We start from the raw sequence: 24,744 nt of genomic DNA on the forward strand, positions 1-24,744 counted from the left end.
GCTCACAGTGGCTTATGCCGGTCCAGGGTGGAATACGTCACACTTTGTCGGTCGGGCGTGTCGCGAGCCTGGTCAGGGTGGTTTTTGCGCCAGAGTTCCAGCCCCTCGGGTGTGAGGAAGCTGTCGAAGACCGACTCCATCGCACCCAGGAGCGCGCCGCGCCAGCCGAGGGCCGAGCCCTCGATCCGCGGCGGCCGGTCGCGGCGGATCGCCATCAGGCCGGGCTCGCAGGCCGCCATGAGGGCCTGTCCGGCCCGCTCAAGCAGTTCCACGCCGTGGCCTGACAGCGTCACCACCTCCGGGTCGTGCGCGTTCACCAGGGCCGCCACGCCGCGTCCCAGGGCCCTGGCGTTGGCCTCCACCGCCTCCCCGCCCGTCGCCAGCACCCGCTCGGCCTGCTCGCGTCCCCTGCCGCCGCCGTGGGCCAGGCCGGCGTGGCGCAGCAGGGCGTTCGCGCCGACGTCCATGCCCCAGCAGCCGGTGGCGCCGCAGGGGCAGGGGCGGTCGTTGCCGGACAGCGGCATGTGGCCGAACTCGGCGCCGGCGCCGCTCGCCCCGGCGACCGGCCGGCCGTCCACGACCAGCACGCCGCCCAGGTCGAAGTCCACGTGCAGGTGCAGGCCCACCCGGACGTCACACAGGTGTCCGCGCCGCGCCTCCGCCAGTGCGGCCAGGACGGTGTCGTTGCCGATCACGGGCATGTCGGGCTGGTCGAAGGGCCCGCCAGGGTGGGTGGCGGGCGTGCCGGGTCCGGTGGGCGTGCCGGGCAGGTTCAGCAATGCGGGGACGTCCACAGAGCGCCAGCCCAGGTGGGCGATGTCGACCAGGCCGCCGTGGCGGATCGGGCCGGCCAGGGCCACCCCGACGCCGACGACGCGGTGGCCGAGCCGCCGCCGGTGCTCCGCCACGGCCTCGCCCAGCGGCCCCAGTGTGCCCTGGGGCGTGCCGTCGTGCGGCCGTACGTCTAGCACCGTGACCCGGCCGCCCAGCTCGCACGCCGCCAGCTCCCAAGCGTCCTCGCGCACGTCGGCGGCCAGCGCGACCGGCCCGTCCGGATGCGGCCCAGGCACCAGCGTCGGTCGGCCCCGCGCGTGCCCGGGGGCCGGCTCCTCGTGCAGCAGGCCGGCCTCGGCGAGGCCGGCCACCAGCACCGAGGCCGTGCCCCTGGCCAGCCGCAGATCGCGGGTGAGCTGGGACCTGGTGCGCACGGCACCGGAGTCGTGCACGGCGCGCAGCAGCCTGACCCGGTTGTGCGCGCGAAGCTCGCCACTCGTCGTAGCTCCATTCACGAGGACAGTTTATGCTCTAGCCGTGAACAAAAGTCTCACTGAAGCACAACGGGCACGTGTCGGAGTTTTCGGATTCTTCTTTCTCGCCGGTCTTGTCATGGGTTTGTGGGCGGCCGGGCTGCCGTCGCTGAACGAACGGCTCGACCTCGGCCCCGCCAGGCTCGGCAGCGTTCTGCTGCTGATCTCCGGCGGGGCGCTGGCGTCGATGCTGGTGGCCGGACCGCTGGTGGACCGGTGGTCGAGCCGCCGGGTGTGCTGGATCGCCGGGCCCTTCTCCGGCCTGGTGCTGCTCGGGCCGGCGCTGGCGTCCTCGTACTGGATGCTGGCGGTTCTGGCCGTGCTCTTCGGCGTGGGACTCGGCGTGACCGAGATCGGGATGAACGCCCATTCCGTCGAGGTTGAACGCGTCTACCGGCGGCCGATCATCTCCGCCTTCCACGGCACCTGGAGCCTCGGCGGCGCCACCGGCGGCGGGATCACCGCTCTCGCGCTGGACGCCGGGGCGGACCCGCAGGTGCTGCTGATCACGGCGGCGATCGTGGTGCCGTTCCTGTACCTGCCGGCCGCGCGGCTGCTGCTGCCCGGCACGCCGGGGGACGGCTCGGCGGCCGGCTCTTCCGGTTCCCCGGACGCGCCCGGGGAGTCGCTGCGCTGGGGGCTGATCGCGCTGCTCGGGGTGGCCGCCTTCGCCGGGCACCTCAGTGAAGGGGCGGCCATCGACTGGAGCGCGCTGCACGCCCGCTGGGTGCTGGAGGTCGATCCGGAGATGGCGCCGCTGGCGTACACGATCTTCTCCGTCGCCATGACGGCCGTGCGGCTGCTGGGCGACCCGATCAGGGGCAGGCTCGGCTCCGTGCGGACCATCCAGCTCGCCGGGCTCTTCGCCACCGCCGGATACGTCCTCGTGCTCGTCTCGCCGCTCACGGGGGAGGCCGTACGGGTCGCGTGCGCCTGGACCGGGTGGGCGCTGGCCGGCGTCGGGCTGGCCACGGTGGTGCCGGTGCTGTTCAGCGCGGTCGGCGCGGCCGGGGGCCGGGTCGGGCGGGCGCTGGCGATGGTGACGGCGTTCGGGTACAGCGGGCTGCTGCTGGGGCCGGCCGTGCTCGGGTACGTGGCCGAGGCGACGTCGCTGCCGGTGGCCTTGTTCATCCCGGCGGTGCTCGCGGCGGTGGTGACGCTCACCGGCTCCCCGGCCATCCGCGCCCTGCTCCGCCTCTCGGCATCCCCTGTCCAGAACGCCGCCCCCAGTGCCGCCGGCGGAGCCGCCCCCGGCGCTGCCAACGGGGACGGGGCCGGTCCGGCGGGGGAGCGCGGGTACGAGCCGGAGCCCGAACCCGCCCGCGACTGATCCTCGTCCCGCCATGTCCGCCATGTCCCGTCATATCCGCGCGGTCCGCTTCGCGGGCCGCTTGAGGTGAGGGCGCCGGCGCAATACGTCCGTCATGTCCGGCCCGCGCGCGGCCGGACGTGACGGATTTGTGCTCAAGGCCGCTGACCTGGTGTTATGTGATCGTGACTTGACCTGCAAGTTACATCCAGGTTTCATGTCCTCCACACGGTAAACGTTTACAGGCGGATGGCCGTAAACGTTTACGCACGATGGAAGGACAGCCTTGGCCGACGGACCCACGATCAACACGATCGCCGAGCGCGCCGGTGTCTCGATCGCCTCCGTATCGCGGGTCCTGAACGGCCTGCCGACCAGGCAGGAGACCGTGCGCAAGGTGATGGCCGCCGCGGACGAGCTCGGCTACGTGCGCAACGCCGTGGCCAGGTCGCTCAAGTCGCGCCGCACCCACCAGGTCGCCTTCGCCATGGCCGACGTCGGCAACCCCGCCTACCTGGCCATGCTGCGCCAGATCCAGCCGGTGCTGAAGGCCGCCGGATACCGGCTCGTGCTCCACTCGACCGACGCCGTCGTGGAGGACGAGATCGCCGTGCTGCACAGCCTGGGCGAGCGCTACGTGGACGGGCTGATCATGGTCCCGCTGCGGGTCACCGAGGCTCATCTGCGGATGCTGGCCACGGCCAGGGCGCCGGTCGTGATCATCGGCTCGGTGCCCGACGGCACCCGCGTCGACAACGTACGGGCCGACTCGCGCACCGGCGTCAGGCTGGCGCTCGACCACCTCCACGCGCTCGGCCGCCGCCGCATCGCCCTGGTCAACGGCCCGCTGGACACCGTGCCCGGCGCCGCCCGCGGCGCCGCGTACCGGGAGGCGCTGGGAGACCTGGACCTGCCCTACGACGAGGACCTCGTCCGGATCGGCGACTTCTACCGCGCCGACGGGGCCCGCGCTGTGGCCGAGCTGCTCGCCGCCCGGCCCGACATCGACGCGCTGATGTGCGCCAACGACCTGATCGCGCTCGGCGCGCTCGACGTGCTGCGGGCCGCGGGCCGGCGGGTGCCCGAAGACGTGGCGGTGGTCGGCATGGACGACACCGACCTCGCTGCGGCCTCCTGGCCGTCGCTGACCAGCGTCTCGCTCGGGTCGGCCGAACGCGGCAAGGCCGCCGCCGAGCTGCTGCTCGAACGGCTCCAGGGCGGCGAGAGCGATCCCCGGGTGGTCACCGTGCCGCCCCGCCTCGCGGTCCGGGCCTCGACGGCGGGCCCGGCGTACGGAAAGTACACAGACGGAAAGTACACGGGCGAAATGCACGCGGGCGGGAAGGAGGGCGGGGCGTGACCGCGACCGAGACGAGAGCGGCGCCGCCCCGGCGGTCGCCCGCCAGGCGCCGAGGCCCCTCGCGCCAGACGCGGGAGATGTGGCTGCTGATGCTGCCGGCGATGGTGCCGGTGCTGCTGTTCAGCATGGGCCCGCTGCTGTACGGCATCGGCCTGGCCTTCACCGACGCCCGCAACACCCGCGTCCACCAGACCGAGTTCGTGGGCCTGGAGAACTTCACCGCGCTGCTGGCCGACGACGAGTTCTGGTCCTCGTTCCGGATCGGCGCGATCTGGTCCGTCTCGGTGACCGTGCTGCAGTTCGTCGCCGCGCTCGGCCTGGCGCTGCTGCTCAACGAGAAGCTGCGCGGCCGGGCCGTGGCCCGGGTGCTGTCGGTGGTGCCGTGGGCGATGCCGCCCGTGGTCATCGGCCTGATGTGGAAGCTCGTCTACCACCCCGACGCCGGCATGCTGAACGACCTGCTCGGCACGCACGTCAACTGGCTGGCCGACTTCTCGCTAGCCCTGCCCGCGATCATCGTGGTGGGCGTCTGGGCTGGCATGCCGCAGACCACGGTCGTGCTGCTCGCGGGCCTGCAGAACGTGCCCAAAGAGCTCTACGAGGCCGGCGAGATGGACGGCGCGGGCTCATGGCGGCGCTTCTGGAGCATCACGCTGCCGCAGCTCAGGCCGATCATCGTGGCGATCACCTCGCTCGACTTCGTGTGGAACATCAACCAGTTCGGGCTGGTCTACGTGCTCACCCAGGGCGGCCCGGGAGGGCGCACGCGGCTGCCGATGCTGTTCGCGTACGAGGAGGCGTTCCGCTACCGCATGGCCGGTTACGCCTCGATGCTCGGCCTCGCCATGGCGATCGTCGTGCTCGCGGTGCTCGGGCTGTACCTGTGGCGGCAGATGAGGGAGGTCAGGTGAAACGCGTTTCACAGTACGTGGCGCTGGTCGCGTACGTCGTCTTCCTGGCGTTCCCGCTGCTGTGGCTGCTGTCCACGGCGCTGAAGACGCCCCAGGAGATGGCGCTGACGGAGCCCACGTGGATCCCGGGCGAGCCCACGCTGGCCAACTTCTCCGACGCGTTCGGGGAGCAGGACCTGGTCGGGGCGGCGACGCGCAGCCTGGTGGTGGCGCTGTTCGCCAGCGTGATCACCGTGGTCATCTCGCTGCCCGCCTCCTACGCCATGGCGCGCTACCGAGGGCTGGTCAACAAGATCGCGATCGGATGGGTGCTGGTCAGCCAGGTGTTCCCGTTCATCCTGATCATCATCCCGCTCTTCATGATCCTGCGGGACCTGGACCTGGTGAACACGCTGCCGGGCCTGGTGCTGGTGCACGTGACGTTCACGCTGCCGTTCGCGCTGTGGATGTTGCAGGGGTACGTCCGCGCCGTGCCGCCCGAGCTTGAGGAGGCCGCGTCGGTGGACGGTGCGAGCCGGGTGCGGGCGATCGTGAGCGTGGTCGCCCCGCTGCTCGCGCCGGGCGTGGTGGCCACGCTGCTGTTCTCGTTCATCTCGTCCTGGAACGAGTTCATGTTCGCACTCGTGATCTTGCAGGACCCCGACGTCATGACACTCCCGCTCACGCTGGTGAGGTTCACCGGCCCCGAGGGGGTGGCCAGGCTCGGGCCGCTGGCCGCGGCGTCGCTCATGGCGACGATCCCCAGCCTGATCTTCTTCGCAATCATCCAGCGGCGCCTGAAGTCCGGCCTGATGGCCGGCGCCGTGAAGGGCTAGGAGGCCTCATATGCGAATCAAGTCCGCTCTGGCGGCGGTGGCCGTCCTCACGCTCGCCGCCGCGTGCGGCGGGGGCGGCGGCGAGTCGTCGTCCTCGCCCGGCGCGCCCGTCAAGCTCGACTTCCTCAGCCTGGCCTGGCAGAAGGAGTCCGTCGCCGCGAACAAGCAGATCGTGGACGAGTGGAACAAGGCCAACCCCGGCATCCAGGTCACCTACGTCCAGGGCAGCTGGGACAACGTCAACGACCAGCTCGTCACCCAGTTCGCCGGCGGCACCGCGCCCGACGTCATCCACAACGACTCGCCCGCGCTGGCCGGCTTCGCCTCCGACGGCTACCTGCTCGACCTGAGCGACAAGCTGCCCGCCGAGCTGAAGAGCGACATCCCGCAGGCCGCCTGGGACACCGTCACCTTCGACGGCGGCAAGGGCGAGCAGGGCGTGTACGGCGTGCCGTTCCTCCAGGAGTCGCAGGTCATCATCGCCAACAAGAAGCTGCTCGACGAGTCCGGCGTGCGCGTCCCGGCCCCGGGCGAGCCGTGGACGTGGGACGAGTTCTCCGCGGCGGCCAAGAAGATGACCAAGGGCGGCACGTTCGGCGTGGCCTGGCCGATGAAGTCGCCGGTCAACAAGACGCTCAACCTGGCGCTCAACTTCGGCGGCACCTTCTTCCAGACCGCCGGCGGCAAGACCACCGTCAAGGTCGGCCCCGAGGAGCGCGAGGTGCTCCAGCGCATCCACGACCAGCTCTACAAGGACAAGTCCGCCGACCCGGCCGCGCTCGGCCAGGGCACCGCGGACCCGCTGCCCGCCTTCTACAAGGGCAAGTTCGCGCTGCTGCCGGCCGGCGTCTATCTGCGCCAGCAGGTCGCCGAGCAGGCGCCCGACGGGTTCGAGTGGGTGACGCTGCCCGCGCCCAAGGGCACCAGCGCCCAGCAGGGCGCGGTCTCGCAGACGCTGTCGGTCGCGCAGGAGAGTAAGCACCCGGACGAGGCGCTGAAGTTCATCTCGTTCTTCCTGAACGGCACCAACCAGGCCAAGCTCGCCAAGGGCGACTGGCTGCTGCCGACCTCCCAGAAGGCCGCCGCCGACCCGGCCATGACCACCAAGGAGAACGGCTGGGACGTGGCCACCGCCTCCGCCAAAGACCTCGTCGTGGCGCCGTTCCTGAAGGTGAACGGGTTCGACGAGTGGAAGACCAAGGTCGCCACGCCCGCGCTGCAGGAGTACTTCGCCGACAAGATCACCCTCGACCAGGCGGCGAGCAAGCTCGTCGAGGACGGCAACAAGGTGCTGGAGCGGTACCAGCGGTGACTTCCTTGCGGGACAGGGCCCGGGGGTGCCTGCTCGGCCTGGCGGCCGGCGACGCCCTCGGGGCCCCGGCCGAGAACCTCACGCCGGCCGAGATCCGGCGGCGGTGGGGACGGCTCACCGAAATCGAGGGCGGCGGCACCGACGACACCGAATACGCGATCTACGCGGCCTCCCTCCTCGTCCGCCACGGGCACGGCCTGAGCGCGCAGGATGTGGCGGCCGCGTACCGGGCGGAGATCATCCCCCGGGTGGCCGGGCCCATGCGCGGAGCCGGGTTCTCCGAGCTGGGCACCGTCGAAGCGCTTCGCCGGGGGCTGGAGCCCCCGCTGACCGGGCTCGTGCACGCGCACGGCTGGTCGGACGGGCTGGCGATGCGCGCGGCGCCGTACGGGATCTTCTGCCCGGGCGATCCAGCGGAGGCGGCGCGGCTGGTGGAGCAGGACGGGCTGGTCAGCGGGTCGGGCGAGGGCATACTCGGCGGCCGGGCGGTCGCCGGGGCGGTGGCCGCCGCGATGGGCGGGGCCACGCCGGACGAGGTGGTCTCCGCGGCGCTGTCGGTGATCCCGGCGGACTCGTGGACGGCCAGGAATGTCGTACGGGTACGTGAGGTCCTCGCGGCCTTCCCGGACTCGGCCGATCGAGACGCAGGCGACCGAGACGTTGGCGGCCCGGAGCACGGCGACGCGGACCTCAACGGCTCGGACCCCGGCGAGCCGGGCCCGGACGGCATGGAGCTCGTCGAGGCGTTGCACCGGGCCGTCGTCGTCCGGCACTACCCGTGGACCGACGTCGCGCCCGAGGCCGTGGCGCTGGCCCTGGCCGCCTTCCTGGCGGGAGACGGCCAGGTGGAGGCGTCGGTGACGTTCGGGGTGAGCCTGGGCAGGGACGCCGACACGATCGGCGCCATCGCGGGAGCGATGGCCGGGGCCGCGCGGGGAGAGCGCGGCGTGCCCGCCCGCTGGGCCGCCAGGATCGGGCCGGTGACGGGCAAATGCCTGCCCGTCGTGGCCGGAAGACACGTGCTGGACGTCGCCGACGAACTGGCGGAAGGACTGTAGAACACCATGTCGGGGGACAGAATCAGGGGGGCCGTCGCCGGGCTCGCCGTGGGTGACGCCGTGGGCTGGCCCGCGGCCAGGCACCGCGCGGCCCTGCACGCGCCCTGGGGCCGGCGCCTGCACCGCGAGCTGGACGCCTTCGCCGAAGAGCACCAGGTGACCACGCTGCCGGTGCCGTTCGCGCTGAACCAGCCCGTCGCGCCGCTGCGGATCGGGCCGTCCGACGACGCCGAGTGGCTGGCGTGGACGCTGCTGACCATCGACCGGCCGCGCGCGGACGCGTTCAGGGACCTCATCCCGTCGCGCCCAGGCACCGGCCCGCCAGGCGCGCCTGCGCCGATCAGGGCGCGGATCTCCGTGGCCACCGCGCTGGACAACCTGGCCAACGGGGTCGAGCCGCCCGCTTCGGGGCACGACAATCCCCATCATTTCGACGACGCCGCCGCCATCAGGGCCGTCGCGTTCGGGGTCCTGGGGAGGGATCCCACCGAGGACGCGCAGGTGACGAACGCCGGAGACGGCGTGCTCGCCGCCCAGGCCATGGCCGCCGCGGTGAGCGCTGCCGTGACCTCAGGCCCGGCGTCGGGTGCGGAACCCGGTGCAGGTCCCGGCGCGGGGCCGGTGACGGGGCCGGTGACGGGTTCGGCGGCGAGGGCTGTGGCGGCGGCGGTCGAGGCGGCGCTGGCCGCGCTGCCCGAAGACACCGCCATCGGGCACAACGCCCGCCTGGCCCTGTCCGTCGCCAGGAAGGCGGGCGACCCGTTCGCCGCCGTCCCGGCGCTGGACGCCGCGCTGCTCGACCACGTCTACAGCTACGGCGTCGGCGCCGCGCAGACCGTGCCCGTGGCGCTGGCGCTGGCCGAGGCGGCGGGGGGCGAGCTCACCAGGGCCGTGCCCGCCGCGGCCTGCCTGGCCTCACTGTCCGACTCGGCGCCCGCGCTGACCGGCGCGCTGACCGGAGCCTGCGGCGGTTACGGGGCGATCCCGGAGGGGTGGACCGCCACGGCCCGTACGCTGTCCGGTTGTTGCCTGCCTGATCTGGCGGGCCGAGATCTGATCGAACTACTGGAGGGAATCGCATGACGCCGCTTGAGGACAGGGCGACCGGCTGCGTGGCGGGGGCGGCGGTCGGTGACGCGCTGGGCGGCGCCACCGAGGGCTGGACCTCCGAGCAGATCGTCGAACGGTACGGGGGCCGCGTCGAGGGCATCGTGCCCCCGTACAACGACGACTGGCGCAACGCCAGGCCCATCGCGCCGTACCACAAGGGCGACGGCCACATCACCGACGACACCCTGATGACGCACGCGCTCATCCGCGTGTACGAGAAGACCGGCGGCCACCTGGACGCCTACTCCATGGCCGAGCACCTGGTGCCCGAGCTGATGAACGAGCGGCGCTGGATCCCCGAGCTGGAGGCCGAGGCGCTGCCGCTGCAGCGGATCTTCCTGGCCGAGAAGTGGATCGTGGCCAGGCTGCACTACGGGCACGTCGACCCGCGCGAGGCCGGCGTCGGCAACATCGTGAACTGCGGCGCCGCCATGTACGTCGCCCCCGTCGGCATCGTCAACGCCGCCGACCCCGACGCCGCCTACGCCGAGGCCGTCGACCTGACCGGCGCGCACCAGTCCAGCTACGGCCGCGAGGCGGCGGGCGTGATGGCCGCCGCCGTGGCCGAGGCGATGCGGCCGGGCGCCACGGCCGACTCCGTGGTGTCCGCCTGCCTGCGCCTGGCCAAGGACGGCACCAGAGCCGCCATCGAGGCGGTCTGCGAGGCCGCGGCCGGTCTCGGGCACTGGGAGGGCTCGTTCGAGGCGCTGCGGGCGGCGATCAGGCCGTACGACACGGTCGCCGACACCTACCGTGACCAGGGGCTGGGCGCGCGGCGGCCGAGCCGGGTGCACAGCATCGAGGAGCTGCCGCTGGCGCTGGGGTTCCTGGTGATCGCCAAGGGCGACTACCGGGACACCGTGCTGGGCGGCGTCAACTACGGGCGCGACGCCGACTCGATCGCCTCCATGGGCGGGGCCATCGCGGGCGCGCTCGGCGGGCTGGGCGGCGTGCCGAAGGAGTGGGTCGAGCAGGTGGCGGCGGCCAGCCGGACGGACCTCGTGGCTCCGGGGCGCGCGATCGCCGCCGTGGCACGCCGGGTGCACGAGGGCGACCTGCTGCGCCGCCGCGCCCACGAGTCCGCGTTCGCCGAGCTCGACGGCGCATGATCCGGCTCACCTGGGTGCAGCCGGAGGACCTCGTCGGTCACGAGCTGCGCCAGGCCGCCGAGGACGGCCGCGACGCGAGCGAGATCGCCGCCCGCTGGCACGCGGCCGGCGGCCACGACGCCCCGCCGCGCGCCGGCGCCTCCGAGCCGGGGGCCGTCCGGCTGCGCGGGCTGGCCGAGGAGCTGCTGGACGAGCTGGCCGCCGTCCCCTCCCCGCTGCCCGAGCCGTCGGACCTGGCCGGCATCATCGCCGCTTGCCCCGACTGGCCTCGGCGGCGGCCCCGCGCCGACGTGGACCCCGCGCGGGTGCTGGGGGCGTGGCTGGGCCGGGCGGCTGGCTGCGTGCTCGGCAAGCCCGTCGAGAAGATCCCGCGCGAAGGCATCAGGCAGATCGCCGAGGCCACCGGCAACTGGCCGATCCAGGCCTGGTTCACCGCGAAGGGCCTGCCGGACGACGTCGCCCGCCGCTGGCCGTGGAACCGCCGCAGCGCCGTCAACTCCCTGGCCGAGAACGTGGACGGCATCCCCGAGGACGACGACCTCAACTACCCGCTGCTGGCCCTGTCGGTCCTTGAACGTCACGGCCGCGGGTTCACCACCGAGGACGTGGCCAAGCTGTGGCTGGACGAACTGCCGGCGGGCCGTACGTTCACCGCCGAGCGCGTCGCGTACCGCAACCTGCTGGACGGCGTCGAGCCGCCGGCCACCGCCACCTACCGCAACCCGTTCCGCGAGTGGATCGGCGCGATGATCAGGACCGACGTCTACGGCTGGGTCAACCCGGGCGACCCCGCCACGGCCGCCGAGTACGCCTGGCGCGACGCCCGACTCACCCACACCGCGAACGGGATCTACGGCGCCATGTTCGCGGCCGCCATGTGCGCCGCCGCGCTGGTGGCCGATTCGGCGGAGGAGGTCGTGCGGGCGGGCCTGTCCGTGGTGCCGCGCGGCTCGCGCCTGTACGCGGCGGTCCGCCTGGCCGTCGCCGACGCCGCCCGTGAGGACGACTTCGAACGCGTCGTCGACCTGCTGCACGAACGCCACGGCGACCTGCACTGGGTGCACACGATCCACAACGCCGCCCTCGTCGCGGCCACCCTGGTCCACGGCGGCGGCGACTTCACCGCGACGATCGCCGGGGCGGTGGCGGGCGGCTGGGACACCGACTCCGCCGGCGCCACCGCCGGGTCCGTCGCGGGCGCGCTCAACGGCGGCGTACCGGAGCGCTGGCGGCTGCGCGACAGCCTGGCCAGCAGCCTGACCGGGTTCGACGGAGTGAGTCCGGCCGAGCTGGCGGCCAGGACACAGGAGATGATGAGGGCATGATCTCGGTTTTCGGCAGCGCCAACATGGATCTCGTCGCCTACGTCTCCCAGGCCCCGCGACGCGGGGAGACGGTCACCGGGCACCGGTTCCGCACCGTGCCCGGCGGCAAGGGCGCGAACCAGGCGATCGCCGCCGCCCGCGCGGGCGGCGAGGTGACGTTCCTGGGGGCGGTGGGCGACGACGGGTTCGGCGCGGAGATGCGCGCCACGCTGGCGGAGGCCGGGGTGGGCGTGCGCGGCCTGCGCCAGGTGCCCGGCCCCAGCGGCATCGCGCACATCGTGGTGGACGACGACGGCGGAAATTCGATCATCGTCGTCCCCGGCGCGAACGGCACCGTCACCGGGCCCACCGGCGAGGACCTGGCCGCCATCGCCGGCTCACGGGCGCTGCTGCTGCAGCTTGAGCTGCCCATGGAGGCGGTCGTACGGGCCGCGCAGGCCGCCCGCGTGTCCGGCGTGCCCGTCTTCCTCACCCCGGCGCCCGCCCAGCCGCTGCCCGCCGAGCTGCTTGAGGCGGTCACGACCCTCGTCCCGAACGAGCACGAGGCCGCCGCCATCACCGGCGTGACGGGCCCGGACGCGGCCATGGACGCGCTGCTTGAGCTGGTCCCCGAGGCGGTGATCACGCTGGGCTCCGAGGGGGCGCTGTACGGGTCGCGGTCGGGGGAGCGGCTGCGGGTGCCGGCGGTGAAGGTGAACGCGGTGGACACGACGGCGGCCGGCGACACGTTCGTGGGAGCGCTGGCGGTGGCGCGCACCGAGCGGATGCCCATGGAACGCGCCCTGCGCTTCGCCTCCGTGGCGGCGGCGCTGTCGGTGCAGCGCGAGGGCGCCAGCACCTCGATGCCGACCCGCCGCCAGATCGAGGACGCCCTCGACTGACGCTCAGGACGAGCCGGAGCCCGACGACGACGTCATCCGCCCGGACGCCGGCCCGATCAGCCGAGCGCAGCGGGTCAGTGGGTGTGCAGGTGGGTGAGGGTCTGGCGGAGCTCGGTGCGCAGGATCTCCTCGGCCGCCGCGCCGTCGCCGTCCCTGATGGCCGCGACCAGCGCCTCGTGCGTGTCGTGCCCCGGATTACGATCGTGCTCCCGCAGCCCCAGCAGCTCGACCAGGTCGATCAGCCGCTCCCGCAGGGCGGGCGCGAACTCGGCGAACAGGTCGGACAGCACCGGGTTGCCCGCCGCCGCCACCACCGCCGCGTGCAGCGCGATGTCGGCGTCCACGAACGCGGCGTCGTCCTCCCCGGCCGCCCGTGACCGGCCCTCCAGCGCCGCCTCCAGGGCCGCGACGTCCTCGCCGGTACGCCGTCCGGCCGCGAGCGCCGCGGCCTGCGTCTCGACGATCATGCGTACCTCGTAGACGTCGGTGATGGCGGCCCGCCGCAGCCGGGCGGCCCACCCCTCGGCCGGGCCCGCGGCGGCGACTGTGGCGATCACGAACACCCCCGACCCCTGCCGCGCCTGCACCAGCCCCGCCCCGGCCAGCGCCCGCAGCGCCTCGCGCACCGTCGAGCGCCCCACTCCGAGGGCCTTGGCCAGCGCGTTCTCCCCGGGCAGCCGGGTGCCCACCGGCCACTCGCCCTGGGTGATCTGCTCGCGCAGGAGCTCGGTGGCCTGCTCGACGAGCGGGCTGGGCCGGAGTGAGCCGAGGGGCATCGCGTTTCCTCTCAGGTTGTCTGAGGACCTGTGGTGTGGTTAGTCTAGCGCCCATGACGTCGTACGGTCGCCTCCTTCTCGGCCGCCGCGGCGGGGCCTGACCGGACCGGCACCCCGCCGCGGCGGTCGGTGTGCCCAGCCGGTCTCCCCTCCGAGCACCGAGAAGGACGAACTCATGTACGACTGGAACAGGCAGCGCCCGAGCGCCATGCCGTACCACCGCTACCGGCCCGCCCACGAGCGCGTCGAAGTGCCGCTCGCCGCCGAGCGCGCCTGGCCGGGGCGGCGCATCACCGCAGCACCCCTCTGGGTCCCCGTGGACCTGCGCGACGGCAACCAGGCGCTGGCCGAGCCGATGGACCCGGCCCGCAAGCGCCGGATGTTCGACCTGCAGACGGCCATGGGCTTCAAGGAGATCGAGGTCGGCTACCCCTCGGCCAGCCAGACCGACTTCGACTTCGTCCGCGAGCTGGCCACGCCGGGCGCCGTGCCCGACGACGTCACCGTGGTGGTCTTCACCGCCGCCAGGCGCGACCTGATCGAGCGCACGTTCGCCGCCGTCGAGGGCATGTCCCGCGTGGTCGTGCACCTCTACGCCGCCACCGCCCCCACCTGGCGCGAGGTGGTGCTCGGCCACGACAGGCGCGAGCTGCGCGCCCTGATCAGGGACGCCGCCGGCCACGTCGCCCGCCTGGCCGGCGCCCGCGACATCCGCTTCGAGTTCTCGCCGGAGGTGTTCAACCTCACCGAGCCTGACTACGTGCTGGAGGTCTGTGACGACCTGACCGCCCTGTGGGACGCCTCGCCCGACCGGCCGGTGATCCTCAACCTGCCCGCGACGGTCGAGGTGGCCACGCCCAACGTGTACGCCGACCAGATCGAGTACATGCACCGCAACCTCGCCCGCAGGGACGCGGTGATCCTGTCCGTGCACCCGCACAACGACCGCGGCACCGGCGTCGCCTGCGCGGAGCTGGCTCTGCTGGCGGGGGCGCAGCGGGTGGAGGGCTGCCTGTTCGGCAACGGGGAGCGCACCGGCAACGTGGACCTGGTCACGCTCGCGCTCAACCTGCACGCGCAGGGCGTCGATCCCATGATCGACCTCTCGGACATCGACGAGGTGCGGCGGGTGGTCGAGCACTGCAATCGCCTGCCGGTGCCCGACCGCCACCCGTACGCGGGCGACCTCGTCTACACCGCCTTCTCCGGCACCCACCAGGACGCCATCGGCAAGGGCCTGGCCCACCACGCCAAGCGGGCCGCCGAGCTGGGCGTGCCGCCGGAGCGGGCGCCGTGGGAGGTGCCGTACCTGCCGATCGACCCGGCCGACGTCGGCCGCGACTACCAGGCCGTCATCCGGGTCAACAGCCAGTCGGGCAAGGGCGGCGTCGCGTACCTGCTCAACACCCGCTACGGCCTCGAACTGCCCCGCCGCCTGCAGATGGACTTCTCCCGGGTGGTGCAGCGGGCCACCGACGGCAGCGGCGCGGAGATCGCCGCCGAGCAGCTCTGGGAGCTCTTCCACGCCACCTACCTGGCGCCGGGGGAGGCCGCCCCGCTGGCGAGCTGGAGCACGGTGGAGACCGGGCCGGGCGTGCACACGTTCGAGGGGACGCTGACCAGCGGGCGCACCCTGAGCGGCACCGGCAACGGGCCGCTGTCGGCGCTGACCGCCGCGCTGACCGCCGACGGTCTCGACGTGGACATCCTGCACTACGCCGAGCACGCCCTCGATCCCGGCAGGGGCGGCCGGGCCATCGCCTACGTCGAGGTCCGCGCGGGCGGCGTCACCCGCTGGGGCGCGGCCACGGACACCTCCGTCCTGACCGCTTCGGTCCGCGCCGTGCTGGCCGCGGTCAACCGGGCCATCGATCGGGCCATCGACCCGGCCGCGCACGCGATCGGCTGAGCGCTCGCGTACGATCACAGCCTCTGAGAACGATCACCCGGTGGAGAGGACACGGATGTTCGAGGCGGGCGCCGTCCTGGAGGTGCTGCGGGCCCTGCGCGCGGCGGGCTGCGCGGTCTGGATCGCCGGCGGCTGGGGCGTCGACGCGCTCGTCGGGCGCGTCACCAGGACGCACGCCGACCTCGACCTGCTCCACCGGGTGGAGCAGGAGCCCGCCGTGATCGCGGCCCTGGAGGCCTTGAGGTACGCCGAACAGCACGAAGGCGTCGTCCCCGGCAGGCCCGCCCGTTTCGTCATGGCGGAGCCCGGCGGGCGCGAGCTGGACCTGCACCCGCTGAGCTTCCGCCCCGACGGCTCGGCGCTGCAGCGGCTCGACGACCACGGCGGCGCCTTCACCTATCCGGCGGACGCCTTCGCCTCCGGCGTGATCGAGGGCGTGGCCGTGCCGTGCCTGTCGGCCGCCCAGCAGGTGACCTTCCACCAGGGCTATGAGCCGAGGGAGCGCGACCTGCACGACATGGCCAGGCTGCGGGAGACGTTCGGGATCTCGACCCACTTCTGAACGGGTGGTCAGCCCTGGGCGACGACCCCCGACAGGTGCGCGGCGCACTCGTCGCGGTAGAACAGCGTACGGCTGCGCAGCCGCTTCGGGTCGGCCAGCACGGCCCGGGAGACCGACGGCAGCACCGCGTGCCGTACCGGCCCGAACAGGCGGGCCACGTCGGCGGGCGTGCCGCCCTGGGCGCCCAGCCCAGGGGCCAGGATGGGCCCGTTGAGGTCGGTCAGCGAGTCTTCGAGCTCCGGCAGCGTGGCACCCATCACCAGCCCGACCGGCCCGAACGGGGAGTGCCCCACGTTGGCGGCGGTGGCCCCGGCCAGCACCTGGCCGGCCACGAGCCGCTGCAACCCGGCCGCCTCCGGGTTGGAGGTACGGGCCAGCACGAACACGCCCGCGTCGTTGGCCACCGCCGACGTGATCGCCCCCTTCAGCGAGGCGAACCCCAGGTAGGGGCTCAGCGTCACCGCGTCAGCCGCCAGCGGGCTGCCCCGGTCGAGGTAGGCCTCCGCGTACGCGGCCATCGTGCTGTCGATGTCGCCCCGCTTGACGTCGAGCAGCACCAGCGTGCCCGCCTCGCGCAGGTCGGCGATGGTGCGTTCCAGGACCGCGATGCCGCGGCTGCCCCAGCGCTCGAAGAAGGCCGACTGCGGCTTGACCACGGCGACCACGTCGGCCACGTTCTCGACCACGGTGCGGCTGAACCGTTCCAGCCCCGCGGGCGAGTCGTCCAGCCCCCAGGCGGTGAGCAGCGCCGGGCTCGGATCGATGCCCACGCACAGGGGTCCCCGGTCGTCGAGCCTGGCTCGCAGACGCGCCCCGAACGAATCGTTCATGTGACAAAGCTCCCTCACGACCACGGGTAGGCGGCCCCGCGGGTGCCGTGGGCATGAATCGTACTCCCGCGACATTATGGTGCCGAGGCACCGATGCCCATCCGGTGCGGGGCCGAGTCTTCCACATGCGGTCGTGCGGGTAGATCAGCAGACATGTACGAGATCGCCCATCGGGTGCTGGCGCTGCATACCGATCCGCCGCGTGACGTGGTCGTCACGCTCGGCCTGCCGTACGAGGAGGTGACGGGCGAGTGGTCGTGCCCGTACCGGATCGACGGGCTCGACGGATGGGAGCACGAGCGGAAGGTCACCGGGCTCGACTCGCTGGAGGCGGTCGAGCTGGCCATGGTCATGGTCAGGGCGGCGCTGGCCGGCTCTCACGAGGCCAAGGAGGGGCTGCTGGCCGACGACGACCGTCCAGAGGGGATGCGGCCGCGGACGGTGTACGTGAGCGTCGACGACGACCGCAACATCGCCTATATAGCGATGAAGCATGAGATCGCGCCCGGAGAGGCGGCGGACCAGACGGTGGCGGGGGACGTCGTGCTCGACTTCGGCGACTCGGGGCAACTGCTGGGCGTGGAACTCACCGACGCGGCCAGGCGGCTCCCGTCCGAGATGCGGGTCTGACGGCACGGCGGTGGCCCTTCCGGGATGCAGGGCCGAAGACGCGCGGGCGGTCTGTCCGCGATGTCCGTCTAACGCGTCAGGAGCCACCGCCAGCGCGGCAGTTCCAGCACCACCGTCACCACGGCCAGCACCGAGACCACGGCGGCGGCGACCGCGTGCCAGGCCGACCACGCCGCCGCCACCGCGGCCACGACGTGCAGGACGACCAGCAGGATCGTCACGTAGCCCGGCACCGCGACGATCACCTGCCGCTTGTCGCCCGGGGTGGCGAAGAGCGTCGGCAGCCCGATCAGCACCACCACGGCGAGCACGGCCAGCGGAACGGAGTGCGGGGCGAGCGCCCACGGGGTCGCCACCCAGGCGACCAGCTCCGTGGCGAAGCGGAACACGGACGCGAGAGCGTCGGCCGGACGATCCTCGGAGAGCATTTGCGTAGGTTATAACCGATCCGTCCCAGACCCTGTCGGAGCCGTCCCGACCGGACAATCGCCGTATTTACCCCGCCGCAGGCTTGTTCGCGCTGGTCAGGGGAAGTGCACCCAAAATGGGGTGAGGCTGGAGCACCGGAAGAGGTGGCCGCTGTGCTGGGTGTCCATCGAAGGCGGGACGCCGTGGGATCGTCTTGACCGGCCTGCTCCGGCGGGTCGCAGGCTTCGGATCGCGGACGGCCGCGCGCATCACGCGTGCACCGTGGTCCATCCGGGCGCGCATGATGCTGCTGACCACCTTGGTAACGCTCGTCCTGTCCGTGATCATGGCGGTGCTGGTCCTGGACCACCAGCACCGCGACGAGACGGACCTCAGGCTCAAGACCGTCTACCGGGCGCACCTGGAGATGGTGCACCGCTACGCGCACCGCCCGCCGCCGCCGCTCATCCACGTCGAAGGGGTGGCCGCGACGCAACTGGTGAATGCCGCCGGGCGGGTCGTCTCGGCGACCGAGCGGGTACGGGGGCAGCCGCGGATGGCCGCCTTCGTGCCCGCACGCCGCCCCATGACCGTGGACCGGCGGCTGTGCGACGTGCCCGGCGTCCCGTGGAGGCCATGACCGCCGAGCTCGCGGAGATCACCGAGATCGATCTCGCCCACCGGGTCCCCGTACCGGCGCACCACGACGAGCTCCGCTACCTGGCCACGATCGTGAACCGCACCCTGGAGCAGCTGGAGGCGGCCGTGCACCGCGAGCGGCGCTTCACCACCGACGCCTCGCACGACCTGCGCTCCCCGATCACCGGCGCCCGCCTGCGCCTGGAGGAGGCGCTGATGGACCCGGACGCGGTGGACTGGCCGGACATGGCCAAGGACCTGCTCGGCGACGTGGAACGCCAGCAGGCCATCGCCGAGGAGATCCTCACCCTGGCCCGCCTGGACGCCGACCGGTCGGCCCAGCACCAGCGCACCGACCTGGCCGAGCTCGTCCGCACCGAGCTCCAGCGCCGCACACCCGGCCGTGTCCCGATCCGCGCCGACCTGCGGCCGGACGTGTTCGTCACCTGCGACCCGCTGCTGATGTCCCGGTTGCTGCACAACCTGCTGAACAACGCCGAGCGCCACGCCGCCACCGGCGTCACCGTCGCGGTCAGGGCCGAGGACGATACCGGAGTCCTGGAGGTGTACGACGACGGCGCGGGCATCGCGCCCGAACACCGCGAACTCGTCTTCGAACGCTTCGCCCGGCTGCCGGAGTCACGCGCCCGCGACCCCAAGGGCACCGGCCTGGGCCTGCCCATCTGCCGCGAGATCGCCCGCGCCCACCGCGGCACCCTCACCATCGAGGACTCCGGCCAGGGCACGAGCCTGGTGCTCCGCATGCCCCTGCCCGCCTGATAGCCGGGTCACGGACCCTGGTGGCGCAGAGCCGCGCCCGCGAGGTCCTGGGGCGTGAAACTCGCCGCCGCCACCCGGTATCGCGGATCAAGCGCCTCCCACAGCTCGTCCAGGAGCTCGTGCTGATCGGACGCCTCGGTCACGGCTTCGAGGAACGGCTCTCCGGTCTCCACGCGCCCGCCGTCGGACACATAGGTGGTCATCAGCACGGCATCGCCGGGAGCCAGATCCCGGACGGAGAGCGTCAGCAGATCGGTCGAGGTCCGGTCGCCGGAGCTGCGACGGGCGGCGCCGAACCAGGCGTCCGCGGGGGAGTCCACGTTCACGACCACGGTGACGCGCGGCGTGAAGATCGGCGGATCAGGTTCGTAGTCCAGGTCGTCCAGAGCGATGACCGGCGGCCGTCCGGCCCGCAGGCGATCGGCCACGGTCGCCACCTGCTCCCCGTTCCCGAACACCAGCCAGCCGTCACGTCGCGTGGCGGCGATGTAGTGCCGCAGCGGGTCGTCCGGGGCCGGATCGGTCGGGCCGACGACGAGCTCGTGACCGGCCGGGCGCAGAGCACGCGCCTTCGACGCCTCGCTACGGCCGGTCAGGACGTAGCCGCCGCACATCGCACCATCTAGGGTCCTGGCCCACACCACGATCCGTCCCGGATAGGGGTTGGCCTGGAGAGTTTCCCGCAGCGGCGGCATGGACACCCGAGCTCCCTTTTGCGATCCGGCCGCTCGTCGATCCATCGGCGGCAGCCGCGCCAGCCTACAGCTCCGAGGCGAGGCGGACGTGATCGCGTGGTCGCCGGAGACCGTTCGCGTACGTCATGACCTCGCGGGAGCCCGGACGGACGGGATAATCGCCTGGTGAGCACCGTGACCTTCCCCCGCATCGTGGCCACCGACCTCGACGGCACCCTTCTCAGCTCGACCGGCTCCGTCAGCCCGCGTACCAGGAAGGCGTTGCGCGCCGCCCGCGCGGCCGGCGCCGAGATCGTCTTCGTCACCGCCAGGGCGCCGCGCGGCGTCAGGGAGATCGCCGCCCAGGCGGAGGTCACCGGCACCGCGATCTGCAGCAACGGCGCCGTCGTCTACGACCTGGCCACCGACGAGATCACCGCCAGCAGCCCGCTCGACCCGCAGGCCGCGCGCAAGGTCGCCGAAGCGCTCGCCCTCGCCCTGCCCGACGTCGGGCTGGCCGTCGAGACCGGCAGGAACATGCTCACCGAGGCCGCCTACACCCGCAGGATCGAGCAGGACGCGGCCTTCTACCGCGAGGTCGACTCGGTCTTCGGCGCGGACCGGCCCATCGTCAAGCTGCTGGCCATGTCGCCGTCCCGCACGGCGGACGAGATGTACGCGGCGGTGTCGGAGACGATCGGCGATCTGGCCGAGGTGACGTACTCGGGCCTGGAAGGGCTGCTGGAGATCAGCGCCCCCGGCGTCACCAAGGCGGCCACGCTCGACCGGCTCTGCCAGGAACGGGGCGTCGGGTCCTGCGACGTGGTGGCCTTCGGCGACATGCCCAACGACCTGGCCGTGCTGCTCTACGCGGGCGCCGGATACGCGATGGCCAACGCCCACGAGCTGGTGCTGGCGGCGGCGGAGCACCGGACGCTGTCCAACGACGAGGACGGCGTCGCCGTGGTGCTGGAGGAACTGCTCGGCCGCGCCGCCTGACGCCCGTTCGCCGGGATCGCGCCGTCGTGCCCGCCCACCCCCGCGGGCGGGCACGTACGGACTCACGCGTCGTCGTCCGACACGCGCGACGCGCCCTCACAGGAGGACGGCGCCGCGCTGAACACCGGCAGCAGCCCTCCGCACGTGCTCAGCGGCAGGGACACCGGCTCGACGATCTCGTCGTTGAAGATGATCACATCGCCGATCAGCGGGGCCGGGCCGCTCTTCGCGGGGGCCTCGTCCCCCGCGTACGCGCCGGGGCAGCCGAGCAGCGCCGACGCCACCGCCGCCAGCCCCGCGACGACCGCGTGTCCGACCCGCATCACTCCGCCCGCCAGGAGCACCGCCACGCCGCTAGGCGGCCAGGCGCTCCTGCGACGTCGCGGCGGACTGCTCCCCGTCGCCCGTGCCATGCTGCGGACGCCCGCCCTCCATCATCCGGTCGATCATGGCGAGCGCGATCGCGGAGACGACGAAGGTCAGGTGGATCAGGGTTTTCCATATGAGCTCCCGGTCGGTGATGGTGGGTTTCGCGGCGTTGATGAAGATCTGGAGGAGATGGATGGAGGAGATGCCGATGATCGCCATGGCCAGCTTGACCTTCAGCACGTTGGCGTTGACGTGCGAGAGCCATTGGGGCTGGTCGGGATGTCCTTCGATGCGCAGCCGCGAGACGAACGTCTCGTAGCCGCCGATGATGACCATGATGAGCAGGTTCGAGATCATCACCACGTCGACGAGCCCGAGGACGATCAGCATGACGGTGGTCTCCGCGGGCGTGCCGCCGAAGCCCAGCTGGATCAGGTGGAGCAACTCCATCATGAAGCGCCAGACGTAGACGACCTGCGCGACGATCAGTCCCAGGTAGAGCGGCACCTGGATCCATCGGCTGAAGAACATGAAGTAGCCGACCCGTCGGAGCGGTGTCCGTGGCCCGGTCGGCGTCTCGGCCACGGACAGCTGCGCTACCCGCACTAGGACGTCAGGACGTTGATGTGCTGGATGTAGGTCTGGATGTCGACGAGCTGACGGTCGCTTGTGCCGAGCTCGTCGAGGATGAACGGCGGCGCGCCGGCGGCCAGCGCCAACGCGGCGGCGGCGGTCAGGACTCGGACCTTCAACGGAACTCCTTGCTGCGGCTCTTCGTGCACCCGCTGGTGGCGCGAACGGTTGGCTGGGACCGGGCGGCGTCCGGCGTGCGGCCGCCGCCCGTTACTGGTGTCGAGGGGTGGTCCCGTGCCGGAAGCCCGCGTGGTCAGGGAGCGAGGCAGTTCGTCGCGGGGAGCTCGGGCGGCGCGAGCAGGGACGCCGGGTCCATGGCGGCGGCCGGATCCACCACCCCGAGCGCGGCGTTGGGGGTCTCGGCCAGGCAGGCGAGGGTGACGACGGGATCGACGACGGCGTGTGCCGCAGGGGCGGAGAGCAGGGTCAGGCCGCCGGCGACGAGCGCGGTGACGGCGATCCGACGGGGGGCGAAACGCATGTGACCTCCTGGGTGACGGTGTTGGACAACCGTCGATTAGCTACCCAGAGTAATGGCTCGGTAACACTCCGTCTAAGAAAGTTGTTCGCGAGGCCGCGTTGACCCAGGCTCACCGGCGGGGGACAGCGGGTCCGCCATGATCCAGCGGTCCTGCGCGGCCATCACCTCGTCGGCGTGGTCGGCGGCCCACTCGCCGAACGCCTCGATCGGGCCCAGCAGCGTACGGCCCAGGTCGGTCAGCTCGTACTCCACCCTCGGCGGGGCCTCGGCGTAGGTGTGGCGCGTCACCAGCCCGTTGTACTCCAGGCGGCGCAGCGTCTCGGTCAGCACCTTGCTGCTGATGCCGCCGATCTCCGTACGCAGCCGTCCCGGCCGGCGCGGGCCGTGCCGCAGCGCCCACATGACGACCGCGTTCCACGTGTTGGCGAGCAGGTCGAAGGCCAGCCGGGTCTGGCAGTCGGCGAGGAACAACGCGGGCCTTCCGATAGGAACCGAATGGTGTGCGACGGACTTCCTACAGTCCTGCTGTCAAGTAAAGCCCCTCATTCGGAGGACGGAACATGCGGATCGGGATCCTGGGCGCGGGCAACATGGCGGACGCGCTGGGCACGCAGTGGGCGGCGGCGGGACACGAGGTGATGGTCAGCGGGCGGGACCCGGGCAGGAGCGCGGAGCGCGCGGCCCACATGACCGCCCAGGCAGCCGGGACGGGCGGCGTTCCGGCAGGGGGAGTTTCTGGAGAGGTGCGGAGTGGGAGTTTCGCGGAGGTGGCCGGGTTCGGGGACGTCGTGGTGGTGGCCGTCAGGGAGGCGGGGCTGGTCGACACGCTCCGGGCCGCCGGCCCGGCACTGCGCGGCAAGCCGCTCATCGACGTGACGAACGGCGCCGCGCCCGACCGGTATGACCCCACGCGTCCCCTCGCCCACCTGATCGCCGACCTCACCGGCGGGCATGTCGTGAAGGGCTTCAACCTGTGCCACGTGGACGTCTGGCGGCTCACGCCTCCGGTCTTCGACGGCCGCCCGCTGGCCGTACCCCTGTGCGGGGACGACCCGGCCGCCATGGACGCCGCGCGCACGCTGGTCGCCGACCTCGGCTGCACCCCCGTGAACGGCGGCGGCCTGGCGCGGGCGATGCAACTGGAGGCGACGGCGGCGTTCATGATCGGGCTGTGGTTCGGCGGCGCCGACGCCCAGGCCGTCCTGCCGCCCCTGCCCTCCTCGGGAGAGCACCAGCCGGCCTGATCGGGTACGACCGCTGATGTAGCGCGGATCGCGACCGGGGGCGGATGCGGCCATCGCCCGCCGGGCGGATCCTGAAGGCCTTTCGTCCTAGGTCAAAGGAGAGGCCAGTGGTCACCGAGGTCGCCAAGGGCAGCGGGTACGCCACCGCGTTCAAGGTCGTCACCGCGCTCAGCACGTTGTCGGTGCTCGTCCAGGCCGTGACAGCCGGGCAGCTGCTGAGCGGGGGAGCGGCGGGCGCGCACGGAATGGGCGCGACCGCGGTGCACGCGCTGGCGCTGGCCCAGCTCGTCGTCGCCGTCCTGCTGTGGCGACCGGCCCGGGGTCCGGGCTGGCCCGCGCTGGTCAGCCTGGTGATCCTGCTGCTCGGGTTCGTCCAGTCGATGCTGGGTGGGTCGGGGGCGGTGGCGGCGCACGTGCCGCTCGGGATGACGCTGTTCGGCCTCAGCGTCTGGCTCCTGGTCTGGTCCCTGCGCCGCTGACCCGACCGGGGACGGGCTACGGCCCCGGGGCCGGCAGACGGGGGCGCCGGTCCCGCGGCCGTACCGGCTGGCCGGTCGGCCGGGGCGGGGTCGGCCAGGATGGTCGCACAGGACGGGCGGTCGGCCTGGGGGGCGGGGTCGGCCAGGACGATTGACTGGCCCGGGGCGGGCTCAGGACGGGTGGCGGGCCAGGTGGTCGGCGTGGCGGATCGGCTCGGGGAGGCGGTAGCGGGACGCCAGCCGCAGCACCTCGCCGGTGGCGGTGCCGAGTGAGATGCGGTGGCCCTGCGACACGTACACCGGCCTGACCCCGCGCCGCGTGCGCAGCGCCCGTCCCACGACGGCGCCCTCGTGGACGATCGGCGTCCAGGCGCCGCGTTCCTGGCCGGGCGGCTCGTGCGTCCCGACGAACGGGGTCTTGCCCACCCCCACCGACGGCAGCCCGGTCAGCACGCCCAGGTGGCAGGCCAGGCCGAAGCCGCGCGGATGGGCCAGCCCGTACCCGTCACAGACCAGCAGGTCGGGCGTCACCGTGAGCCGTTCTAGCGCCTCCACCAGCGCGGGCAGCTCTCTGAAGGCGAACAGGCCGGGCACGTAGGGGAAGGCCGCCTTCCCGTGCGACACCGCCTGCTCCACCGGCTCCAGCGTCGCGCCGTCCAGCACGACCACCGCGGCCGTCACCTCGTCGTCGCCGTGATAGTGCACGTCCAGGCCCGCTACCAGCGCGAACGTATCGGGTCCCGTCAGCTCGACCTGCCCGCGGAGCCGGTCCTGGACGGCCTCCGCCTCGGCGACACTCGTGGGCCAAGAGTGAAGCTGATTCACACGCACCCG

The 24,744-nt window shown here is 72.7% G+C and carries 29 protein-coding genes; 18 read left to right on the forward strand and 11 right to left on the reverse strand.

From position 1 onward, the window contains the following. Positions 1-2 precede the first annotated feature (2 nt). Positions 3-1,289 (reverse strand): ROK family transcriptional regulator, encoded by a 1,287-nt coding sequence (locus AB0C28_RS27280; protein ID WP_358078348.1) that lies wholly within the window; start codon positions 1,287-1,289, stop codon positions 3-5. A 22-nt stretch (positions 1,290-1,311) separates the two neighbouring features. On the opposite strand from AB0C28_RS27280, the gene AB0C28_RS27285 reads away from it, so the two are divergent. From AB0C28_RS27285 to rbsK, 10 genes are all read left to right on the forward strand, one after another. Further along, positions 1,312-2,637, forward strand: coding sequence for an MFS transporter (locus AB0C28_RS27285; RefSeq protein ID WP_358078351.1), 1,326 nt, complete (start codon positions 1,312-1,314; stop codon positions 2,635-2,637). 265 nt (positions 2,638-2,902) lie between these two features. Then, positions 2,903-3,976 carry a LacI family DNA-binding transcriptional regulator gene (locus tag AB0C28_RS27290; protein WP_358078354.1) on the forward strand — a complete coding sequence of 358 codons (1,074 nt, stop codon included), beginning with the start codon at positions 2,903-2,905 and terminating at the stop codon, positions 3,974-3,976. Beyond that, positions 3,973-4,887 carry a sugar ABC transporter permease gene (locus AB0C28_RS27295; RefSeq protein ID WP_358078357.1) on the forward strand — a complete coding sequence of 305 codons (915 nt, stop codon included), beginning with the start codon at positions 3,973-3,975 and terminating at the stop codon, positions 4,885-4,887. Before AB0C28_RS27290 ends, AB0C28_RS27295 begins: the two co-directional genes overlap by 4 nt. Further along, positions 4,884-5,702 carry a carbohydrate ABC transporter permease gene (locus AB0C28_RS27300; RefSeq protein ID WP_358078360.1) on the forward strand — a complete coding sequence of 273 codons (819 nt, stop codon included), beginning with the start codon at positions 4,884-4,886 and terminating at the stop codon, positions 5,700-5,702. Before AB0C28_RS27295 ends, AB0C28_RS27300 begins: the two co-directional genes overlap by 4 nt. Before the next feature lie 10 nt (positions 5,703-5,712). Then, the gene (locus AB0C28_RS27305; RefSeq protein ID WP_358078362.1) at positions 5,713-7,014 is read left to right on the forward strand and encodes a sugar ABC transporter substrate-binding protein; all 1,302 of its coding nucleotides are present in this window, start codon (positions 5,713-5,715) and stop codon (positions 7,012-7,014) included. Continuing rightward, complete coding sequence (locus AB0C28_RS27310) at positions 7,011-8,072, forward strand: ADP-ribosylglycohydrolase family protein (protein ID WP_358078365.1); 1,062 nt, start codon at positions 7,011-7,013, stop codon at positions 8,070-8,072. The genes AB0C28_RS27305 and AB0C28_RS27310 overlap by 4 nt, the downstream gene beginning before the upstream one ends. A 6-nt stretch (positions 8,073-8,078) precedes the next feature. Beyond that, entirely contained in the window at positions 8,079-9,155 is a 1,077-nt protein-coding gene (locus tag AB0C28_RS27315; protein WP_358078368.1) for an ADP-ribosylglycohydrolase family protein, read from the forward strand. Next, positions 9,152-10,291: an ADP-ribosylglycohydrolase family protein gene (locus tag AB0C28_RS27320; RefSeq protein WP_357850704.1), complete on the forward strand. Its 1,140-nt coding sequence runs from the start codon at positions 9,152-9,154 to the stop codon at positions 10,289-10,291. Before AB0C28_RS27315 ends, AB0C28_RS27320 begins: the two co-directional genes overlap by 4 nt. Next, positions 10,288-11,616, forward strand: a complete 1,329-nt coding sequence (locus tag AB0C28_RS27325; RefSeq protein ID WP_358078371.1) for an ADP-ribosylglycohydrolase family protein — start codon at positions 10,288-10,290, stop codon at positions 11,614-11,616. The genes AB0C28_RS27320 and AB0C28_RS27325 overlap by 4 nt, the downstream gene beginning before the upstream one ends. Beyond that, the gene (gene rbsK / locus AB0C28_RS27330) at positions 11,613-12,497 is read left to right on the forward strand and encodes a ribokinase (RefSeq protein ID WP_357850710.1); all 885 of its coding nucleotides are present in this window, start codon (positions 11,613-11,615) and stop codon (positions 12,495-12,497) included. The genes AB0C28_RS27325 and rbsK overlap by 4 nt, the downstream gene beginning before the upstream one ends. 74 nt (positions 12,498-12,571) lie before the next feature. On the opposite strand, the gene AB0C28_RS27335 is transcribed toward rbsK, so the two are convergent. Then, complete coding sequence (locus tag AB0C28_RS27335) at positions 12,572-13,273, reverse strand: FadR/GntR family transcriptional regulator (protein ID WP_357850713.1); 702 nt, start codon at positions 13,271-13,273, stop codon at positions 12,572-12,574. A 175-nt stretch (positions 13,274-13,448) separates the two neighbouring features. Here AB0C28_RS27335 and leuA point away from each other — a divergent pair, with 175 nt between their 5' ends. Continuing rightward, positions 13,449-15,182 carry a 2-isopropylmalate synthase gene (gene leuA / locus AB0C28_RS27340; RefSeq protein WP_358078374.1) on the forward strand — a complete coding sequence of 578 codons (1,734 nt, stop codon included), beginning with the start codon at positions 13,449-13,451 and terminating at the stop codon, positions 15,180-15,182. Between the two features lie 40 nt (positions 15,183-15,222). Further along, on the forward strand, positions 15,223-15,744 hold the full coding sequence (locus AB0C28_RS27345; protein WP_357850719.1) for a hypothetical protein: 522 nt from the start codon (positions 15,223-15,225) through the stop codon (positions 15,742-15,744). An 8-nt stretch (positions 15,745-15,752) separates the two neighbouring features. Here AB0C28_RS27345 and pyrF read toward each other — a convergent pair whose 3' ends face one another. Next, positions 15,753-16,574 carry an orotidine-5'-phosphate decarboxylase gene (pyrF, locus tag AB0C28_RS27350; protein ID WP_357850721.1) on the reverse strand — a complete coding sequence of 274 codons (822 nt, stop codon included), beginning with the start codon at positions 16,572-16,574 and terminating at the stop codon, positions 15,753-15,755. 153 nt (positions 16,575-16,727) lie between these two features. On the opposite strand from pyrF, the gene AB0C28_RS27355 reads away from it, so the two are divergent. Continuing rightward, positions 16,728-17,204, forward strand: a complete 477-nt coding sequence (locus tag AB0C28_RS27355) for a DUF2283 domain-containing protein (protein ID WP_358078377.1) — start codon at positions 16,728-16,730, stop codon at positions 17,202-17,204. Between the two features lie 68 nt (positions 17,205-17,272). On the opposite strand, the gene AB0C28_RS27360 is transcribed toward AB0C28_RS27355, so the two are convergent. Beyond that, a complete protein-coding gene (locus AB0C28_RS27360) occupies positions 17,273-17,632 on the reverse strand; it encodes a hypothetical protein (protein ID WP_357850727.1) in 360 nt (119 codons plus the stop codon). A gap of 281 nt (positions 17,633-17,913) precedes the next feature. Between AB0C28_RS27360 and AB0C28_RS27365 the strand changes: the two genes are divergently transcribed. Continuing rightward, on the forward strand, positions 17,914-18,252 hold the full coding sequence (locus tag AB0C28_RS27365; RefSeq protein WP_357850730.1) for a hypothetical protein: 339 nt from the start codon (positions 17,914-17,916) through the stop codon (positions 18,250-18,252). Beyond that, positions 18,249-19,031 carry a HAMP domain-containing sensor histidine kinase gene (locus AB0C28_RS27370; protein ID WP_358078380.1) on the forward strand — a complete coding sequence of 261 codons (783 nt, stop codon included), beginning with the start codon at positions 18,249-18,251 and terminating at the stop codon, positions 19,029-19,031. The genes AB0C28_RS27365 and AB0C28_RS27370 overlap by 4 nt, the downstream gene beginning before the upstream one ends. Before the next feature lie 8 nt (positions 19,032-19,039). Here AB0C28_RS27370 and AB0C28_RS27375 read toward each other — a convergent pair whose 3' ends face one another. Beyond that, positions 19,040-19,726 carry an IMP cyclohydrolase gene (locus AB0C28_RS27375; protein WP_358078610.1) on the reverse strand — a complete coding sequence of 229 codons (687 nt, stop codon included), beginning with the start codon at positions 19,724-19,726 and terminating at the stop codon, positions 19,040-19,042. Between the two features lie 165 nt (positions 19,727-19,891). Between AB0C28_RS27375 and AB0C28_RS27380 the strand changes: the two genes are divergently transcribed. Next, positions 19,892-20,704, forward strand: coding sequence for an HAD family hydrolase (locus tag AB0C28_RS27380; RefSeq protein WP_358078383.1), 813 nt, complete (start codon positions 19,892-19,894; stop codon positions 20,702-20,704). 62 nt (positions 20,705-20,766) lie between these two features. Here the strand turns inward: AB0C28_RS27380 and AB0C28_RS27385 are convergent, their stop codons facing one another. The 5 genes from AB0C28_RS27385 to AB0C28_RS27405 all read right to left on the reverse strand — a co-directional run bounded on the left by AB0C28_RS27385 (position 20,767) and on the right by AB0C28_RS27405 (position 22,658). After that, positions 20,767-21,054 carry a hypothetical protein gene (locus tag AB0C28_RS27385; protein WP_358078386.1) on the reverse strand — a complete coding sequence of 96 codons (288 nt, stop codon included), beginning with the start codon at positions 21,052-21,054 and terminating at the stop codon, positions 20,767-20,769. Positions 21,055-21,058: 4 nt separating this feature from the next. Then, positions 21,059-21,679, reverse strand: a complete 621-nt coding sequence (locus AB0C28_RS27390) for a TIGR00645 family protein (protein ID WP_358078389.1) — start codon at positions 21,677-21,679, stop codon at positions 21,059-21,061. Then, positions 21,679-21,825, reverse strand: coding sequence for a hypothetical protein (locus tag AB0C28_RS27395; protein ID WP_357850745.1), 147 nt, complete (start codon positions 21,823-21,825; stop codon positions 21,679-21,681). Before AB0C28_RS27395 ends, AB0C28_RS27390 begins: the two co-directional genes overlap by 1 nt. Positions 21,826-21,959: 134 nt before the next feature. Continuing rightward, complete coding sequence (locus AB0C28_RS27400; protein ID WP_358078392.1) at positions 21,960-22,187, reverse strand: hypothetical protein; 228 nt, start codon at positions 22,185-22,187, stop codon at positions 21,960-21,962. A gap of 72 nt (positions 22,188-22,259) precedes the next feature. Next, positions 22,260-22,658, reverse strand: coding sequence for a helix-turn-helix domain-containing protein (locus tag AB0C28_RS27405; RefSeq protein ID WP_357850751.1), 399 nt, complete (start codon positions 22,656-22,658; stop codon positions 22,260-22,262). A gap of 89 nt (positions 22,659-22,747) precedes the next feature. Between AB0C28_RS27405 and AB0C28_RS27410 the strand changes: the two genes are divergently transcribed. Together AB0C28_RS27410 and AB0C28_RS27415 are read left to right on the forward strand one after the other, a co-directional pair. Further along, positions 22,748-23,431: an NAD(P)-binding domain-containing protein gene (locus AB0C28_RS27410; protein WP_358078395.1), complete on the forward strand. Its 684-nt coding sequence runs from the start codon at positions 22,748-22,750 to the stop codon at positions 23,429-23,431. Positions 23,432-23,538: 107 nt separating this feature from the next. Next, positions 23,539-23,910 carry a hypothetical protein gene (locus AB0C28_RS27415; RefSeq protein ID WP_357850756.1) on the forward strand — a complete coding sequence of 124 codons (372 nt, stop codon included), beginning with the start codon at positions 23,539-23,541 and terminating at the stop codon, positions 23,908-23,910. A 171-nt stretch (positions 23,911-24,081) separates the two neighbouring features. On the opposite strand, the gene AB0C28_RS27420 is transcribed toward AB0C28_RS27415, so the two are convergent. Next, entirely contained in the window at positions 24,082-24,741 is a 660-nt protein-coding gene (locus AB0C28_RS27420) for an endonuclease V (protein ID WP_357850759.1), read from the reverse strand. Between the last annotated feature and the right edge of the window lie 3 nt (positions 24,742-24,744).

Origin of the sequence: Nonomuraea sp. NPDC048892, assembly GCF_040649735.1 — a bacterium.
Classification (GTDB): Bacteria; Actinomycetota; Actinomycetes; order Streptosporangiales; family Streptosporangiaceae; genus Nonomuraea; species Nonomuraea maheshkhaliensis.

What these genes read in the sequence shown, in the direction of transcription:
- AB0C28_RS27305 (WP_358078362.1), top strand. Translation starts at nt 5,713, where the DNA reads ATGCGAATCAAGTCCGCTCTGGCGGCGGTGGCCGTCCTCACGCTCGCC.
- AB0C28_RS27315 (WP_358078368.1), top strand. Translation starts at nt 8,079, where the DNA reads ATGTCGGGGGACAGAATCAGGGGGGCCGTCGCCGGGCTCGCCGTGGGT.
- AB0C28_RS27320 (WP_357850704.1), top strand. Translation starts at nt 9,152, where the DNA reads ATGACGCCGCTTGAGGACAGGGCGACCGGCTGCGTGGCGGGGGCGGCG.
- AB0C28_RS27325 (WP_358078371.1), top strand. Translation starts at nt 10,288, where the DNA reads ATGATCCGGCTCACCTGGGTGCAGCCGGAGGACCTCGTCGGTCACGAG.
- rbsK (WP_357850710.1), top strand. Translation starts at nt 11,613, where the DNA reads ATGATCTCGGTTTTCGGCAGCGCCAACATGGATCTCGTCGCCTACGTC.
- AB0C28_RS27335 (WP_357850713.1), bottom strand. Translation starts at nt 13,273, where the DNA reads ATGCCCCTCGGCTCACTCCGGCCCAGCCCGCTCGTCGAGCAGGCCACC.
- leuA (WP_358078374.1), top strand. Translation starts at nt 13,449, where the DNA reads ATGTACGACTGGAACAGGCAGCGCCCGAGCGCCATGCCGTACCACCGC.
- pyrF (WP_357850721.1), bottom strand. Translation starts at nt 16,574, where the DNA reads ATGAACGATTCGTTCGGGGCGCGTCTGCGAGCCAGGCTCGACGACCGG.
- AB0C28_RS27355 (WP_358078377.1), top strand. Translation starts at nt 16,728, where the DNA reads ATGTACGAGATCGCCCATCGGGTGCTGGCGCTGCATACCGATCCGCCG.
- AB0C28_RS27360 (WP_357850727.1), bottom strand. Translation starts at nt 17,632, where the DNA reads ATGCTCTCCGAGGATCGTCCGGCCGACGCTCTCGCGTCCGTGTTCCGC.
- AB0C28_RS27365 (WP_357850730.1), top strand. Translation starts at nt 17,914, where the DNA reads ATGATGCTGCTGACCACCTTGGTAACGCTCGTCCTGTCCGTGATCATG.
- AB0C28_RS27370 (WP_358078380.1), top strand. Translation starts at nt 18,249, where the DNA reads ATGACCGCCGAGCTCGCGGAGATCACCGAGATCGATCTCGCCCACCGG.
- AB0C28_RS27375 (WP_358078610.1), bottom strand. Translation starts at nt 19,726, where the DNA reads ATGCCGCCGCTGCGGGAAACTCTCCAGGCCAACCCCTATCCGGGACGG.
- AB0C28_RS27400 (WP_358078392.1), bottom strand. Translation starts at nt 22,187, where the DNA reads ATGCGTTTCGCCCCCCGTCGGATCGCCGTCACCGCGCTCGTCGCCGGC.
- AB0C28_RS27410 (WP_358078395.1), top strand. Translation starts at nt 22,748, where the DNA reads ATGCGGATCGGGATCCTGGGCGCGGGCAACATGGCGGACGCGCTGGGC.